General features: G+C 61.3%; 12 protein-coding genes and 1 other annotated feature. Of the genes, 8 read left to right on the top strand and 4 right to left on the bottom strand.

The features are described from left to right. Positions 1 to 3 precede the first annotated feature (3 nt). From MF607_RS18115 to MF607_RS18125, 3 genes are read right to left on the bottom strand one after another with little or no spacing between them, the layout of a single operon-like run. On the bottom strand, positions 4 to 1,161 hold the full coding sequence (locus tag MF607_RS18115; protein ID WP_242121422.1) for a glycosyltransferase family 2 protein: 1,158 nt from the start codon (positions 1,159 to 1,161) through the stop codon (positions 4 to 6). After that, positions 1,152 to 2,501 (bottom strand): flippase, encoded by a 1,350-nt coding sequence (locus tag MF607_RS18120; RefSeq protein ID WP_242121424.1) that lies wholly within the window; start codon positions 2,499 to 2,501, stop codon positions 1,152 to 1,154. The genes MF607_RS18115 and MF607_RS18120 overlap by 10 nt, the downstream gene beginning before the upstream one ends. Beyond that, entirely contained in the window at positions 2,498 to 3,766 is a 1,269-nt protein-coding gene (locus MF607_RS18125) for a sugar transferase (RefSeq protein WP_242121426.1), read from the bottom strand. Before MF607_RS18125 ends, MF607_RS18120 begins: the two co-directional genes overlap by 4 nt. A 257-nt stretch (positions 3,767 to 4,023) precedes the next feature. Between MF607_RS18125 and MF607_RS18130 the strand changes: the two genes are divergently transcribed. The 8 genes from MF607_RS18130 to mqo all read left to right on the top strand — a co-directional run bounded on the left by MF607_RS18130 (position 4,024) and on the right by mqo (position 14,246). Continuing rightward, positions 4,024 to 5,337 (top strand): O-antigen ligase family protein, encoded by a 1,314-nt coding sequence (locus tag MF607_RS18130; protein WP_242121428.1) that lies wholly within the window; start codon positions 4,024 to 4,026, stop codon positions 5,335 to 5,337. Positions 5,338 to 5,385: 48 nt separating this feature from the next. Then, a complete protein-coding gene (locus MF607_RS18135; RefSeq protein ID WP_242121430.1) occupies positions 5,386 to 6,099 on the top strand; it encodes a polysaccharide biosynthesis/export family protein in 714 nt (237 codons plus the stop codon). 89 nt (positions 6,100 to 6,188) lie between these two features. Beyond that, entirely contained in the window at positions 6,189 to 8,315 is a 2,127-nt protein-coding gene (locus tag MF607_RS18140; protein ID WP_242121432.1) for a GumC family protein, read from the top strand. Next, positions 8,315 to 9,550: a hypothetical protein gene (locus tag MF607_RS18145; protein WP_242121434.1), complete on the top strand. Its 1,236-nt coding sequence runs from the start codon at positions 8,315 to 8,317 to the stop codon at positions 9,548 to 9,550. Before MF607_RS18140 ends, MF607_RS18145 begins: the two co-directional genes overlap by 1 nt. Positions 9,551 to 9,582: 32 nt before the next feature. Next, a complete protein-coding gene (locus tag MF607_RS18150; RefSeq protein ID WP_242121437.1) occupies positions 9,583 to 9,954 on the top strand; it encodes a hypothetical protein in 372 nt (123 codons plus the stop codon). Between the two features lie 135 nt (positions 9,955 to 10,089). Further along, positions 10,090 to 11,022, top strand: coding sequence for a replication initiator protein A (locus MF607_RS18155; protein ID WP_242121439.1), 933 nt, complete (start codon positions 10,090 to 10,092; stop codon positions 11,020 to 11,022). Positions 11,023 to 11,436: 414 nt separating this feature from the next. Beyond that, positions 11,437 to 12,258 carry a helix-turn-helix domain-containing protein gene (locus MF607_RS18160; protein ID WP_242121442.1) on the top strand — a complete coding sequence of 274 codons (822 nt, stop codon included), beginning with the start codon at positions 11,437 to 11,439 and terminating at the stop codon, positions 12,256 to 12,258. Positions 12,259 to 12,524: 266 nt separating this feature from the next. Then, positions 12,525 to 14,246 carry a malate dehydrogenase (quinone) gene (mqo, locus tag MF607_RS18165; protein WP_242121444.1) on the top strand — a complete coding sequence of 574 codons (1,722 nt, stop codon included), beginning with the start codon at positions 12,525 to 12,527 and terminating at the stop codon, positions 14,244 to 14,246. Between the two features lie 151 nt (positions 14,247 to 14,397). Here mqo and MF607_RS18170 read toward each other — a convergent pair whose 3' ends face one another. Next, on the bottom strand, positions 14,398 to 15,885 hold the full coding sequence (locus MF607_RS18170; RefSeq protein WP_242121446.1) for a SulP family inorganic anion transporter: 1,488 nt from the start codon (positions 15,883 to 15,885) through the stop codon (positions 14,398 to 14,400). A gap of 61 nt (positions 15,886 to 15,946) precedes the next feature. Further along, positions 15,947 to 16,002, bottom strand: a sequence feature (sul1 is cis-regulatory element that is thought to sense ions involved in sulfur or methionine metabolism; They are found in Alphaproteobacteria). Positions 16,003 to 16,551 lie beyond the last annotated feature (549 nt).

Consider the following 16,551-nt stretch of genomic DNA (forward strand, 5'->3'; position numbering starts at 1 on the left):
GCTTCACCTATGCTGTTGGGCAAGGGCCTGAGCAACCAGATCGCTGGCGATCTCGATGCTGTCGGCACTCAGCGTCTTGATCTTGCGATCCGGCCATGCACGTTGGAGCACCTTCTTAGCGGCATAGACTCCATGTTCCCAGACGACCGGGGCGACCTTGCCGATCGCCTTCGCCCTGGCGACCCTTCCGTGATGTCCCAGCGCCTTCATGATTTCACTTTGCCGGTCGGGATGGCGCACAAGCAGCAAGGCGTAGAAGCGTGAGAAATTGAATCTGTCGCGCCTATCGCGGCCGGCCCGATCGATCGCGGCCAGGGTGGCTTGCCCCCAGACGGTTTCGACGCTGAAGAACTCCGGGACGTCCGCCGGCCAAGGCTCGCCGATATAGGATCGCATATGGGGATCGGACCAGAGGTCGCCCTTGTGCTGGCGCATCGCGCTCCGGCCGGCGTTACTGGAAACCGATGCGCCACCGATCGTAAGCGGAAGATCGATGATCGCATGCCGCGGCGAGAAATAGGCAGCAAAATATGAGAACGACACATCCGGGCTTACGCCGTCGAAACAGTGACCGATCTCGGCGTGCAGCTCGGTCAGGGTCGACCGTGCCACGATGCCGTGGTAGACACGTGGCATCGAACTGCATCCTTGACCGGCATTGTCCAGAAACGCGTCGATCTGCGACCGAGCGTCGACCACCGTGTCCGACACGGTCGGATCCAGCCTGAGGAACAACTTTCCCGAAACCGCTTCGCCGAAATATTTCGACCGGATACCGGGCCAGTTGTAGGCGGCATAGACACGCGGGTCGCTGGTTACGCTGGTCAGGCCTTCGCGTTGCGCGCGGCGCGTCCATGAGAATAGCTGCGGCGTAACCCCGTCGTCATCGCCTATCATACAGATAAAGTCGCCATGCGCATATTTGACGGCTTCTTCGAAGCACTGCGTCATATTCTTCAGTGCAGGCACGTGATGATGCTTGATGCGCTGATCGCCCAGAGCCGCAAATTCGCGGGCGAGCAGATCGCCGTCGTCGCTGCTGTCGAAAACGACTAGCTCGAAATCGTCCTGGAACGATAGGACCGAACGTATCGTCTGGATACATTGCTCCTGACGGTTCTTCGTCGGGATCACGATGGATAAAAGAGGGGTCAACGCCACGCCGCACGCTTTCCAGATACGAGAAGGATCAGCAGGTCGATCAGGTTGCGCAGGGTCCAGGCGGCCGCGCATCCGATTGGCCCAAAATGAAGTGACGCCAGATAGGCCGTTGGGATGAAGATGAGAAGCTCACCGGTATGGATCATGGCGATGAGTTCCGGGCGCCCCTTCGCATACAACTGGGTGAACGGTACCTGGGCAAACGCCGAGAAGAGGAAGCCAAACGCCAGCACGCGGACCACGCCGGTCGAATTTGCCGCATAGACCGGGCCCAGCCAAAAATGAAGGATAAAGGGTGCCAACAAGGCTAGTCCGGCCGCGACGGGAACACAGGTCGCTGCGATCAGGAGATAGGCATGTCGCGTATCAGACCCTTCTTCGCCAATGGCGTGTGAGGCCACCAGTCGAGGGTATAAACCTCGCGTCACCGCCACGGGGAGAACCAGCAGCTTCATCACCAGCTCCGACGGTGCGGCATAGAAAGCGACGATTGTGGAGCCGCGGGCATAGGCAAGGACGTAGCGATCCAGATATCCCATCAGCGGGCTGATGGCGCCGGACACTGTGACCCAACTACCGAACCCCATGAGCATTCGCAGTTGCTGACGCCGGATGCTTCCCAAGCGGATCTCGCGCCAGATTGCGTTCTGGTACAGGCCGAGTGCTAGTGCCAGCGCCCGCCCCGCCAGCAGTCCCGCCGCAGCTGCCGTGAAGCTGGATTGCACCATGACCACCATGGCGGTCGCCCCCACGATCGGCAGGGCGCCGCCGGCGACACGCTGAATGTTCGATTCCAGGAAACGCTCGCGCCCGTCCCAGAAACCTTGGACCACAAGATGCGGCAGTAGCAGGGGAATCGAACAAGCGATCAGCGTGAAACCGGTGACCGCATCTCTGGTGACGTTAGGCGATGTTTTAAGGATGTCGGAGACAAGCCAGTCGATGCCGAACAGTAGCGCCGCTCCTCCGACTAGGCCGCTTGCGATTGAAACGAACAGCGCGGTGCTCAGTATTTCCTGAAGCGCAGCGGTGTTTGCGCCTTGCTGGCGGGAAACCAAGAGCGTGACGGCACGCGACAGCCCCAAGTCGAGAATACCAGCGTAACCGACAAGCGCCCAGGCCAGCAGCAGTAGCGAGAACAATTCGGTCGGCAGATATCTTGGAAGCGCTGCCAGGCAGGGGATCGCGACGACGATAGGCACGATCGATCCGGCAATGTTGATCGTCGAGGATCGGGTGACCCGGGAATTCAGAATCTGACGAACGCGCACGGATTGGCGCAAATACGCGCCGATGCGGCGCCAGGACGAACCGTCACGTAACGGGACGTCGTGTGTCACCGCGCACCGAAGCCGGTCAGCATCGTCTTGATCGTACGCGCGACGATCAGCAGGTCGATCCACGGCGAGAAATGCTTGATGTAGTAGAAGTCGTAGTGAAGCTTGCTCTTCACTTCCTCGACCTCGGCGACATGCCCCTGGTTCACCTGCGCCCATCCGGTGATGCCGGGGCGCACGATGTGGCGATAGGGATAGAAAGGAATTTCCTTCTCGTACCAGCGCGAGAGGACTTCAGCTTCCGGGCGCGGCCCGATCCAACTCATCTCGCCCTTGATGACGTTGAGCAACTGCGGCAACTCGTCGAGCCGGCTTTGACGCAAGAACCCGCCGGGGCGGGTAACGCGCATGTCGCCGTCCTTGGTCTTGGCAGCATCTAGCAGGTCGCCGGTTCCTGCCGGCACATGAGTCATCGTGCGGAACTTGAACACACGGAATGGTCGTCCCTGATACCCAATCCGGACTTGACGGAAAAGAATGGGACCTGGCGACGTAAACCGTACCACCAGTGCAATTACGATCAGTAACGGCATCAGCACGATGATGGCAGTAAACGCGCACACTACGTCCACGAAATGCTTCGCCCGCATATAGGATCGTAACGGGGATAGGGTGCCAAAGCTGTTTTCGGACAAATGCTCGAGTTCGACCTTGCCGCTTAATGATTCGAGCAAGTGTTTGAAGTGGTAGACAGGTAGATCGCTCAACGCACATGCTGCTAGGCGACGATCCCATGCGTCGGAAATGTCGGCTCGTAGGTCAACGGCAATGGCATCTAGATGAGATACGTCATCAAGGGGATCGTTCAGTAAAGACCACTGTATATTGTCCGCGTTGGCCGGAATCGTATATTGGCCTTCAGGAATTATTCCAATACACATGCGCCGCCGCCGCCCCATAAGGGCAACTAGAAAAAAAAGTACAATATTAGATACAAAGCTAGTTGTTAACAATATACGACTATATTCGAATCTGCCAAGTATAAATATTGCTAGAAGCGCCGCATGTGCGATTGTGAAACTTGGTACAATATAAGCGCTTGCTTCAACGCCGGGGTATTTGCTTACGCCACGAAATAGAAATATGCCTGCAATGCTTGCGATCGCACATCCTATCAAGGTGTCCAAAAGAAGTTTATCGCTGTGTGGGCCGTCAGGCACAAGGCGTACGACACAAAAATATTGCACCAGAAGAGCGATTGCTCCTAATACAATTTGCGCGCTTTTGCTATCCAGCAGCGAAATCTTGACGACGGTCTTTTCTTGCATGGTAACCGTCTTTAGAGCCTAGGGTGATGTCCAGGTTTGGACGGCCTGTCGAACGTGACATTGCCTTCTCGATGCGGCCTATAGAAACGAAGCGTTGGATCGTAAATAGTCGGCGAAAATGGCTTCGCCCGTACGGAATCAGGGTCGAAGTGCGGCGCAAAAGGTTCCGTTCGGGCGGCGTTTGCCCTAGACAAAGCGGCGATATGAAATCACGTCCATCAAGCGCCTTAATGGCAAGGCCTTCTTTCCCGTTCTTGATGCTTTTGCTGCTGATTGCCGCTCTGTGGCTGGCGGGCGGTGCGTCGCGGGCTGATGCTTTCGGTCAGATAATCGTCCGCGTCGCTGCATGGACGGCCATGTGCGCCGCCGCCTTGTTCGGTGCCCGACCTCGACTGGCTGAACAGCGGCCAATCGTTCTGCTTTTGGGTGCGGCGGTCCTGCTGGCGTTTATACAGTTGGTACCGCTGCCGCCTGTGCTGTGGCAAGCATTGCCCGGTCGCACACTTGTAAGCGAAGCGGCGACCATCAGCAACCAATCTCAACCTTGGCGATCATGGGCAGTGGTTCCTGGGGCGGCCTGGAACGCCCTTTCGTCGCTAGCCATACCAGTGGCAATTTTGTTGCTGACGACCGGCAGTCGACCTGAAGAGCGTCAGTTACTCACGAGCATCATGTTGTCCCTGATTTGTGCATCTGCCTTTCTGGGGTTGCTGCAGTTTTCTGGAAAGGTTTTCACGAACCCGTTTGTCAACGACACGATGGGTCAGGTCAGTGCGACCTTCGCTAATCGCAATCACTTTGCTCTCTTCGTTGCCTTTGGGTGCGCAATCGCGCCGGCCTGGGCGTTTCTTGGAGGCAAAAGGCCGGGATGGCGCGGGCCAGTGACGCTAGGGTTGCTGCCAATTTTCATACTGATTATCTTGGCTAGCGGATCGCGTGCCGGCATGCTCGCTGGCCTGGTTGGATTAGCAGCAGGGCTGGCAATGGTTTGGCGGCCGCTTCGACTGGAACTGGGGCGTCGCCCGCCATGGGTTGGCTGGACGTTGATCGGCGGGTTCTTCATGGCGATCATCCTGTTGACGGCATTGAGCATTGCCGCGGACCGCGCCGTATCAATTAGCCGTGCGCTGACGCTCGACAACGGGCATGATATGCGCCAGCGAGGCTTGCCTACCGTCATCGAGATGCTTTGGTCATATTTTCCGGTCGGGTCGGGGGTGGGCGGGTTTGATCCGATGTTTAGAATAAACGAGCCTTTTGATCTTCTGAAGATTACCTACTTCAACCATGCGCATAACGACTATCTCGAAATTGTACTGGATGGAGGAATAGCAGGCTTGCTTGTCCTAACATCTGCGATTGGATGGTGGCTATGGAAAAGCTTTTACGCATGGCGTCAGGTGGAATTGTTGCCCCGGCTCGGATCAATCCTGCTTATGCTAGTGTTGCTTGCCAGCATGTTCGACTATCCTGCGCGTACCCCACTCGTCATGGCGACGATGGTGATTTCGGGCCTCTGGCTGAATGGAACACGCGATCTGGTACGTCCAGCTTTACCCGTCCGAGGGTAGCACCTATAGGCTGCGATCATCCTTCATCGTTCAGGAAATCTCGGGTAGATGCGTTATCTTATTCTCGCCCTGCTCACGGCAGCGACTGGCCTTACGGGCTGTGCCGGTCGCTCGGAGCTGGTATCGACCGAGCGCCTAGCAGTCGTCAAGGATACGAGCGCATTCCCTGCCCCCAATCGTAATGATTTGACTGTCGCCGATCGGCCCTCGTTGATTGGGCCGCTCGATACGATCCAAGTGGATGTGTTCAATGTCCCCGATCTAAGTCGCGAAGTGCAGGTCGATGCAAGTGGACGTATTTCAATACCACTAGCCGGAACCATTCCGGCTAGTGGAAAGACGGCAACCGAATTGGCAGCCGCCATTGAGGCGGCGTTGCGCACGCGGTATGTACGCCAGCCCGAGGTGACGGTAAACATCAAGAATTCTGTAAGCCAGGTCGTGACGATCGACGGCCAAGTCGTCGAGCCCGGCCTGTACCCGGTAACCAATCAGATGACACTGATGCGCGCTATAGCGTCGGCCAAGGGAATGTCAGAATTCGCACGTGCCGACGACGTAGTGATCCTGCGGACGGTTGACGGACGTAAGATGGCAGGACTGTACAACATGGCGGCGATCCGCCGCGGTGCGTACGACGATCCTGCGATCTTTGCCAATGACGTGATCGTCGTGGGTGACTCACCACAGCGTCGCATCTTCCGCGATTTCATTTCGCTTGCTCCGCTTCTGGCTGCGCCGCTCGTAGCCGTTCTGCAATAGAGTTCTCATTCGCCATGAACGATATCGTACCCTCCTTGCCCGACCGCGCGGCAGTGCGCGGCATAACGTCCGTGAACGAGCAAGGGCGAATGCCGCTGATCCGACAATATATGCGGATTGTGGTGCGCTGGCGCTATGTCATCATCGCCTCGATCGTAGCCTCCGTCTTGTTGGGTCTCATCGCAACTTTGCTGATGACGCCAAAATATACCGCTATCGCTACGATTGAGATTTCGCGCGAAGCCAGCAAAGTTACTGATTTTCAGGGAGTCGAGCGCGAAACCAGCGTCGCCGATCAGGAATTTTACCAGACGCAATACGGTTTGTTACGATCGCGTACACTATCAGAGCGGGTTGCAATACAATTGCGCCTAGTTGACGATCCGAAATTTTACGAAATGTTCGGTTTTGCGAGCGATCATCCCGGTTTTCAGATCACTAATAGTCGTTTTTCGGCATCAGGACGTGATGTTCGGCAGCGTGTGGCAGGCGAAATATTGCTAAAAAACTTTTCGTTGTCGCCGACCCGACTGTCCCGTCTCGTTGATATCGGATTCACCAGCCCCGATCCCGCTCTGTCTACACGGATCGCCAACGCGTGGGCAGAGAATTTTATCCAACTTAATCTCGAACGCAAAGTGCAAGCTACATCTTACGGTCGCAATTTGCTTCAACGACAGTTGGCGCAGTTGAAGGAACGACTTGACACGTCGCAACGTCAACTCGTCGCCTACGCATCGGCGCAGCAGATTATCAACCTCCCGTCGCAAGGCAGTGATGGGCGTGGTGCCACTGAACGGTCGATCGTTGTCGACGACCTTGCAGCGCTGAACGCCGCTTTGTCGCAAGCGACTGCGGACCGCATTCAGATGGAAGCGCGCTATGCACAGGCAGGTAGCGGTGGTGGTTCGACAGAAGCGTTGCGCAACCAAGCAATCAACAACCTTCGTCAACGGCGTGCCGAACTGGCAGCCGAATATCAGCGATTGATGATACAGTTCGAACCAGAATATCCGGCCGCGCGAGCTATACAGTCGCAACTGACGCAGCTTGACCGATCGATTACTCGCGAAGAAAGCCGCGTTTCTGGATCTTTGCGGGCTGATTATCTTGAGTCACAGCAGCGCGAATCGGCATTGCAGGCTAAAGTTAACCAGTTGAAGGAAAGTTATCTAGACCTGCGTCGGCGTAGCATCCAGTATAATATCTATCAGCAAGAAGTTGATACCAACCGTGCGTTGTATGATGGGCTACTGCAGCGCTTCAAAGAAATAGGTGTGGCTGGTGGCGTGGGTGTGAATAATATCTCTGTCGTTGATCCTGCTGATATTCCGAACGTTCCTTCGAGCCCGAAGTTGCTAATTAATCTCGCGATAGCTCTACTCGTTGGTCTGCTTCTCGGGGCGGGAATCGCCATTGCGCTCGAACAGATTGACGAAGCGATCGCTGATCCGACAGAGGTCGAACGTCGTCTCGGACTCCCAATGCTTGGCCCGGTGCCCAAGGTAAACAGCACGACACCCAAAGAGGCACTGCTCGACCGCAAGTCCGATTTGGTCGATGCCTATCTAGCGATTCAGACAAACCTAGCCTTCACCACCGAACATGGTGTGCCGCGCTCGCTGTCGGTTACCTCGACCCGCCCAGCCGAGGGCAAGTCGACGACCGCGCTGGCGCTGGCCACCATGCTGGCACGCAGCGGCAAGCGGGTGATCCTAATTGATGGCGACATGCGCTCGCCTTCGGTCCATCATCTGGGTGGGGTGAGTCACGACCACGGACTTAGCAACTTTCTGGCCGGGCAAGATGATATCGCGCCGCTGACCTTCGACATGACCGATCTGGGCTTCACCGCAATGTCGTCCGGGCCAATCCCGCCGAACGCCGCCGAACTGTTAACTGGTAACCGCCTGTCGCTGTTGATGGAACGGCTATACGAGCATTTCGATCATGTCGTGATTGACAGCCCGCCGGTGATGGGCCTGGCTGACGCACCGCTGATCGCAAGCCGGGTCGAGGGCGTCGTCTATGCAGTGGAATCGCATGGTATCCGCTCGACGCTGGTCAAGACCGCGCTGGCGCGGCTTGCTGCGGCCAATGCACATATCCTCGGTGGCGTGCTGACCAAGTTCGAGTCTCGCAAGGCGCATTACGGCTATGGCTATGAGTACGGCTATGGCTATGGCCGCGACAAAGCCGCTGGGGCCAAGGGCTGATGTCAAAGCGTCGTGTTACCCGTCCCACATGGTCGGCGACCGAATGGGCGGTGCGCGGTGTGCTGGCGGTCGCAACGGCGGGGCTGGGCTATGTCTCGGTCGCCCATTCGCTGGCCTATATGATGCGCGGCAGCGCGCCGACGCGGGCACATGCGCTGGCGCCGTGGGACGGGCGGATCACGGCGCTGCTGTCCGAACAACTGTCCGGTCCTGACGCTACGCCGGCCGATCGCAAGCGCGCCGACGAGTTGGCGCGGCTTGCGCTGCGACAGGACCCAACGGCGGTGCCGGCGGTCGCGACACTGGGGATCAATGCGCAGGTGCGCGGTGATACCGCGGCAGCACGGCGTATTTTCGCTTATTCCGAAAAGCTGTCTCGGCGCGACCTGCGTACCCGGTTATGGGCGATCGAGGATGCGGTCGGGCGCGGCGATATCCCCGGTGCGTTGCACAACTATGATATCGCGCTGCGCACGTCGCGCATCGCGCCCGACCTGCTGTTCCCGGTGCTGGCGTCGGCGATCAGCGATAACGACATCCGGCGGGCGCTGATCGCGACGCTGGTGCAGCGGCCGGTATGGAGCGAACAGTTTCTGGGCTTCGTCGCCGGAACGGGGCCCGATGCACGGGCGACCGCCAACCTGTTTGAAGCACTGCAACGCCGTGGCGTCGCGCTACCGGCCGGAGCGGCGCCGGCACTGGTCGGTCGGCTGCTGGCCGAGAATTATGTCGACGACGCATGGCGTTTCTATGCGGCGCTGACCCCCGGTGCCGACCGACGGGTCGCGCGCGATCCGGACTTTACCGCCAATCCGCAATTGCCTACGCCGTTCGACTGGCTTCCGATCACAGATAGCGGAGTATCAGCAACGCTCCAGCGCGGCGAGCGGGGCGGGATTTTTGATTTCGCGGTGCCGTCCAATCTTGGTGGTCCGATCCTGCGCCAGACACAGCTGCTGCCGCCAGGCGACTATGCGGTCGAAGGGCGCAGTATTGGAATCGAACAAGCCGGCAATGCTCTGCCCTATTGGACGCTGACCTGTCCCGACGGACGCGAGCTGGGCCGGGTGGTGGTACCCAATTCGGGGCAGGCGAATGGCCGCTTTGCCGGGCGCCTGACCGTGCCGGCGGGGTGCCCGGTCCAGCAGCTGGTGCTGGTCGCGCGGCCGTCCGAACAATTGTCGGGCCTGACCGGTCAGATCGACGGCATCCGGCTGAGGCCGGCGGCGCGCTGAACCGGCCTATGCGACGCAGGGCGGATCGGGCTATGAATGACATGATGCGGATCGCTTCCCTCCTGCTGGCCCTGTGCTTGTCCGCACCCGTCATGGCGCAGGACCGCTATCTGGACGGCGCGCAGGACCAGGTCGCGCCGGTCCAGCAGCCTCTGCCCGAAACCCGCCAGGGCGAGACTGCGCGGTCGGTGGCCGGTCAGACCGGGCAGCGCCAGACGCGCGAGGAAGTTGCCGCCGAGGTCGGGATCGAGCCGATGGGGCGCATCAACGGCCGGATCCAGAACCGAGTCCAGTCGCGTATCCGCAACCGGATCGACCGGTATTACGACCCGAACGCCAATGCGACCTCGCCCTTTGCGGTTGCAGGCGATCAGGCGCGTACTGCTGGGCGTCCGCGTCGGTAATGTCGGCGGGCGGGCTGGTGTCACGTCCGGCCATTTCCTACTCAAAAGCACGAATGGCCACCGTTCAATCCGTCGCGTGCTCAAGGGCAGGCCACTTTCCCATCGCATCTTCGTGCTTTCGAGTATTAAAGCGCCATGACCCGTAAGCCCCCGGCCCCCCGCCCCCCCGCCCGCTCGCAGGGCGATCTGTTCCGGCTCGACAGTCCGCTGACCGCCGAAATTCGGGGCGAGCGGTCGTTGATGGCGTTTCCGTTCTTCGCGCTCGCCAAGAATGCCTGGATGAAGCCGCTGACCTACCAGGCAAATGCGGTGTCGATCGAAGTACGTCCGTCGGCAAGTGGCGTCGCGACGATCTATGACAAAGAAATAGTCTTGTATATCGCTAGCCTGATGCTAGCGAAGATCGAGATCGGCGAGACGGTGACGCAGGATTTCGTCTTTACCGCGCACGATCTGTTCACGGTGACTGGCGCCAATCACTCAGCACGGTCGTACGGACGACTGTCGGAGGCGCTCGAACGACTGCAAGGTACGCAGATCAAGACCAATATCGAGGCGGGCGGCGAAGGCGAAGAGGGCTTCTTCTCGTGGCTGTCCGAGGCCAAGCTGCATTATTCGCGCACGCGGGGCGGCGAGCGGCGGCTGAAGGCGGTCAAGGTTCGTCTGTGCGACTGGCTGTTCCGCGCGATCCTGCTCGACCGGCATGTGCTCGACTATGCCGCCGCCTATTTCCAATTGGGGCCAATCGAGCGGCGTATCTACGAGGTGGCACGCTCGAGCGGCGAGGAGCGGTTGGAAACCGACCTCGCGACCTTTCGCCTGCAGATCGGTTATCAGAACCCGCTCGCCAATTTTCGCAATGCTTTGAAACAGATAGCGGCAGCAGACAGCATCCCCGACTATCGGTTGGAGCTGATCGAGCAGGAAGCGCCCGAGGGTGAAGCGCCCCGGCGCGGGCGGCGTGCAACCCCGGTGCAGGTGGTGCTGACCCGCCGCCCCCGCGCGCTCGGCAGTGACGAAGCGGGTGATTCGGGCGAAACCGAATCGGCGGACGCCAACGCCGCCTAATTCCTATCCGAAAGCACGAATGCGGCGGGGTATTTGCTACCCGAAAGCACGAACGTACCGGCATATTGCTATCCGAAAGCACGAATCGCGCGCGGCAATTTGCGCCGAATCGAACGTAATTCCCGCTTTCCTACTCGAAAGCACGAACCGGGAACGCTTCCGATGTTGGATTTGATCTGCAAAGGTCGCGGAAACCGGCAGCGGGGCCGGCAGCAAGGGAATTAGCCGTGACCACATAAAGGAAAGCCCGGCACGAAGGCCGGGCGTCCCAGGGTTTTGGAGCGACGTCGCCAAACGTCGAACCGGCTTTGACAGGCTCTCCAAATACTCCTGATCGCTTGTCGGTTCAAGGACGCGCGTTTCGCGCCACGCCCCTTTTTTGCATGTTTGTCGCGGCCCCGGACAAAGGGGACGATGATGGCGCTCATCCTGGCGCAGGCGATCGCGCGCATGGCCGATCCGGGCCATGGCACACGACCACGCAGCGGCGGCGTGCACCGCACCGGTGCGCCGGTCCGGCGCGGCAGCGTCGAGGCGGGGACGGTCGAGGACAGCTTCTTCGCGGTGCCGGCCAAGGGCGAGACCGACCGGCTGCTGCGCATGGCGCGCGCCGCGCTCGATGCCGGCCGCGCCCGGCGCCGCGCGGCACGGGCCGAGGGGCGCGCGCTGACCGCAGCCGAGGCGGCGCTGTGCCGCCTGACCGCGGGCGCGGTGCGGGTGTTCGAGGAGATCTGTACCCTCGCCCGGCTGAACGGCGGGCGGGTGTTCCCGACCTATGACCATCTGGCCAAGGCGACCGCGCTCGGCCGGGCGACGGTCGCGCGGGCGCTGGCGGCGCTGGAGGCGGCGGGGTTCCTCGTCCGCCAGCGGCGCTTCTGCCGCAACCAGGGCGCGGGGCCGCGCTATCGCCAGACCTCGAACATCTATCGCGCGCTGCTGCCGGGCGCCTTGCTGCGCTTCCTGCCGCGCCGCTTCCGCCCCGCGCCGCTGTCCGACGATATGGCGGCGCATCAGGTGCAGGCGGCGGCCGAACTGGCGGCGATGCGCGCGACGCTGAGCTGCAAGGAACTAGCCGAGGTGACGCTGGGCGGTGCGCTCGGCCGGGTACTCGCCTCGCTCGGTGCGGCGATCGATCGCGCCGCATGCGAGTCTCATTGTGATCCGCAACCGCTCCTAGAGTCATTTAACCAGACGACAGATGTCGTCGGCCTCGCCGGCCGACGGCGTCCGGCCTGACGGCCTACCAGCACGGAAATGTCGAAAACCCAATCAAACACGACCAAATATGGAAACCAAAGGACGCACCGGCTGCGCCGGCGCGATGCTCTCCGACGAGAGCAGGCGGGACCGTGGGTGGCCCAATGTTACATACTATTGCGTGGGACCGGCGGATTTGCGTCGCACCGAGCGATCGTATAACGCGTTCAACAAGAGGATTTTCCGGCGCGGTTCGAACCGAACACGGGCGTTTCCGCGCGCTCATCTTCCAACGGATCCGTTCCATGCAAGCATCCTCCGCCCCGGCGCCGCGCCGGCCCCGCTGGCGCAAGACCAAGGTCGCGCTCGGCATTATTGCCGTGCTGCTGCTCGCCGCGATCGCCTTCCTGTTCCGGCCGATGGCCTCGCCCGCCGGCCCCGCGTCGGACGATAACCGTCCGCTCGACATGGTGGTGATTGGCGGCGGGGTGATGAGCGTGACGCTCGCCACCTATCTCCAGGAGCTGGAGCCGAATTGGCGGGTGGCGATGTTCGAACGGCTCGGCAATGTCGCCGAGGAAAGCTCGAACGGGTGGAATAATGCCGGCACCGGCCATTCGGGCTTTGCCGAGTTGAACTATACGCCGGAAAACCCCGATGGCAGCATCGACACGACCAAGGCGGTCCAGATCGCCGAACAGTTCGAGGTCGCCCGCCAATTCTGGGCGCATGAGGTGAAGACCGGGCGTCTCGGCGCGCCGAACGGCTTCATCAACCCGACCCCGCATATGAGTTTCGTATGGGGCGACGCCAATATCGACTATCTGCGCAAGCGGCAGGCGGCACTGGTCAAGAACCCGCTGTTCTACGGCATGGAATATACCCAGGACCCGGCAAAGATCCGCGCCTGGGCGCCGCTGGTGATGGAAGGCCGCGACCCGAACCAGAAGGTCGCTGCGACCTATATGCCGATCGGCACCGACGTGAACTGGGGCGTCATCACCCGCCAACTGGCCGCGGCACTGACCAAAAACCCCAATTTCGACCTTGAACTGCGTCATGAGGTTCGTGGCCTCAACCGCGGGGCCGACGGCATCTGGAACGTGACGGTGCGCGATCTCGCCACCAATAAGGACCGCACCGTCCGCGCGCGCTTCGTGTTCATCGGCGCGGGCGGCGCGTCGCTGAAGCTGCTCCAGATGTCGGGCATCCCCGAGGCGAAGGATTATGGCGGCTTCCCCGTCGGCGGCCAGTTCCTCGCCTTCGAAACGCCGGCGCTGACTGCGCGCCATGACGTGAAGGTCTATGGCAAGGCGGAGGCCGGATCGCCGCCGATGTCGGTGCCGCATCTCGACGCGCGCAAGCTCGACGGGAAATCGGTGATCCTGTTCGGCCCCTTCGCACTGCAAAGCACCAAGTTCCTGAAGAACGGATCGAGGCGCGACCTGTTCAACAGCGTCTACAAGGACAATGTCGGACCGATGATGGCGGTCGGCGCCGAAAATGCCGAGCTGGTCGAATATCTGGTCAAACAGGCGATGCTGACCGACAACGATCGCCAGGCCGAGCTGGTCAAATATTTCCCGAACGCCAAGCAGGGCGACTGGAAGCTCATCACCGCCGGACAGCGGGTGCAGGTCATCAAGCGCGACCCGAAAAAGGGCCCGGTGCTGCAGTTCGGGACCGAGATCGTGACCGACCAGCAGGGCACCATCGCCGCGCTGCTCGGCGCGTCGCCCGGTGCCTCGACTTCGCCGGCGATCATGCTGGAGGTGCTGAAAAAGGCGTTCCCGCAGCGTCTGGCGAGCATCTGGACGCCCAAGATCGAGGTGATGATCCCGTCCTATGGCCGCACGCTCAACGACGATCCGGCCTTCACCAACCAGATCCGACGGATGACCAGCGCGACGCTGAACCTGCCCTTCGTCGAGGTGCCGGCCGATGTCCGTCCGGGTGCCGCCACCGCCCCGGCGCCGGTCGCGACCCCGCCCGCGCGCAGCCTGAACCGCGAGCAGCAGGCGATGTGAGGGCGGGGCGTGGGGGTATCCCCTTGCGCCCCGCATTCCTGCCAAGCACGTCATCCCAGCGCAGGCTGGGATATCCCCGTTGGTTGGCGTTGCGCATCGCTGCGGGGAGGCCCCAGCCTGCGCTGGGGCGACGCCCTTCGGGCAACCAACCTCAATGCGGCACGACGCCCAGCTCGACCCCGGTCTTGTCGTGCAGCGCGAAGCGGTCGACCAGGTCGGCGCTCGCCCGGTTATAGCCGATGACCATCACCTCGGCCCCGTTCTGGCGCAGCCGGGCGACGATCTTGTCGAGCGCGTCGACGCCCGAAATGTCCCAGAAATGCGCCGCGGCGACATCGATCGTCACCGGCACCGCCCCCTCCACGGCAAAGGCGCGGCGGAAACGGTCGACCGAGGCGAAGAAGATCTGACCGCGCACGCGGTAGGTGACGCCACCATCCCCCACGACCCGCTCGACCGCGAACATCCGCTGGACCTTGCCGGCGAAGAATACCCCCGACAGCAACACCCCGGCCAGCACGCCCAGCGACAGGTCGCGGGTCGCGACGACGACCGCGACCGTGACCAGCATCACGATCGACGAGGTCGGCGGATGGCGCCGCAGATTGGCGAGCGAGTTCCAGCTGAACGTGCCGATCGACACCATGATCATCACCGCGACCAGCGCCGGCATCGGTACCCGCCCGACCCATGGCCCCAGAACGGCGAGCAGGAACAACAGGAACGCCCCGGCGACGAAGGTCGACAGCCGCCCGCGCCCCCCTGAGGTCACGTTGATGACCGACTGCCCGATCATCGCGCAGCCGCCCATCCCGCCGAACAAAGCGGCGACGATGTTGGCACCGCCCTGGCCCGCACATTCCTGCCGCTTGTCGCTGTCGCTATCGGTCATGTCGTCGACGATTTGCGCGGTCAGCAATGATTCGAGCAGCCCGACCGCCGCCATGGTGAGGGCATAGGGCAAGATGATCCGCAGCGTGTCGAGCGTCAGCGGCACCTGCGGCCATGCGAAGCTCGGCAAGCCTTCAGGCAGTTTCCCCATGTCGCCGACGGTGTTGACCGGCAGGTTCAGCGCGATGCTGACGACGCTCAGCACCAATATCGCGACCAGCGGCGACGGCACCGCCCGCGTGACCCGCGGCAGCAGGTAGATGATGGCAAGGCCGCCGGCGATCAGCGCATAGCTGTGCCACGTCACCCCGATCAGCTGCGGCAGCTGCGCCATAAAAATCAGGATGGCGAGCGCGTTGACGAAGCCGGTGATGACCGACCGCGACACGAACTGCATCACCCGGTCGAGCCGGAGCAATCCCGCGGCGATCTGGATCAGCCCCATCAGGATGGTGGCGGCGAACAGATATTCGACGCCATGGTCGCGGACCAGCGGCCCGACCAGCACCGCGACCGCCGCCGTCGCCGCCGAGATCATGCCCGGCCGCCCGCCGATACAGGCGATGGTGATCGCAATCGCGACCGAGGCATAGAGGCCGATGCGCGGGTCGACCCCGGCGATGATCGAAAAGCCGATCGCCTCGGGGATCAGCGCCAGCGCAACGACGATGCCGGCCAATATGTCGCGGCGGATCTGCGCCGCTCCGCCAAACCATTGGCGGTGATAGGAAATGGAATCGAAGGTCATGGAAAATCCACATCAAGCCACATGGCGCCGGCAGCGGCGCGAACATTCAGGTCATGTGCGATGTTGTCCGGCGGATCGGCGGCCGGAATAGCCACCCGGAATTGCACCGGGTCCTTGCGAATGTGGCGCCCATAGCGGGCACGAGGGCACACAGGCAAGGGGGCGCTGCCCGCATCGACCGACGATCATCGCTGGTCGGGCTGTGGTGCGAGGATGGTCGGAATCATATGTCAGGCGCGTACCGCCGGCATGTCGCTCCGCCCCGAGCCGGGAGCGCTCGGCCACATGCATCACATGTTGGGTCAGATAACGCCGCCGGATGCCGATCGATCTGGACAGGCGTTCCGTCATACCTGACCACGTTTGAGCGTCCCGTTTCTCCATCGTCAGCGGCCGTCTCGGGCAACCCCATTTGGAAACGGATATTGGGCCGGCTCGGCGGCCGCGACGCAAATGATTGGCGCATATGCCTTGGCCGGCCCGCTACGCGTTCGATTCTGGGAACGGTTCGGTCGTCTGACGAGCGGTTCCCAATCGGGAAGCTCTGACGGTTACGTTGCCGGCTCGACAATTTCACAAAGACAGCCATACTGCTCGCATGACCTTCGTTGTTCACATCGCGGTAGCGACCAGCGGACGATTTAATAACCCGGCCTGATACGTCAG

The sequence above is a fragment of the Sphingomonas lacusdianchii genome (assembly GCF_022664395.1).
GTDB lineage: Bacteria > Pseudomonadota > Alphaproteobacteria > Sphingomonadales > Sphingomonadaceae > Sphingomonas > Sphingomonas lacusdianchii.

Coding starts and splice junctions, on each gene's coding strand:
- MF607_RS18125 (WP_242121426.1), bottom strand. CDS start 3,766: ATGCAAGAAAAGACCGTCGTCAAGATTTCGCTGCTGGATAGCAAAAGC.
- MF607_RS18130 (WP_242121428.1), top strand. CDS start 4,024: ATGCTTTTGCTGCTGATTGCCGCTCTGTGGCTGGCGGGCGGTGCGTCG.
- MF607_RS18135 (WP_242121430.1), top strand. CDS start 5,386: ATGCGTTATCTTATTCTCGCCCTGCTCACGGCAGCGACTGGCCTTACG.
- MF607_RS18140 (WP_242121432.1), top strand. CDS start 6,189: ATGCCGCTGATCCGACAATATATGCGGATTGTGGTGCGCTGGCGCTAT.
- MF607_RS18145 (WP_242121434.1), top strand. CDS start 8,315: ATGTCAAAGCGTCGTGTTACCCGTCCCACATGGTCGGCGACCGAATGG.
- MF607_RS18150 (WP_242121437.1), top strand. CDS start 9,583: ATGAATGACATGATGCGGATCGCTTCCCTCCTGCTGGCCCTGTGCTTG.
- MF607_RS18155 (WP_242121439.1), top strand. CDS start 10,090: ATGACCCGTAAGCCCCCGGCCCCCCGCCCCCCCGCCCGCTCGCAGGGC.
- MF607_RS18160 (WP_242121442.1), top strand. CDS start 11,437: ATGATGGCGCTCATCCTGGCGCAGGCGATCGCGCGCATGGCCGATCCG.
- mqo (WP_242121444.1), top strand. CDS start 12,525: ATGCAAGCATCCTCCGCCCCGGCGCCGCGCCGGCCCCGCTGGCGCAAG.
- MF607_RS18170 (WP_242121446.1), bottom strand. CDS start 15,885: ATGACCTTCGATTCCATTTCCTATCACCGCCAATGGTTTGGCGGAGCG.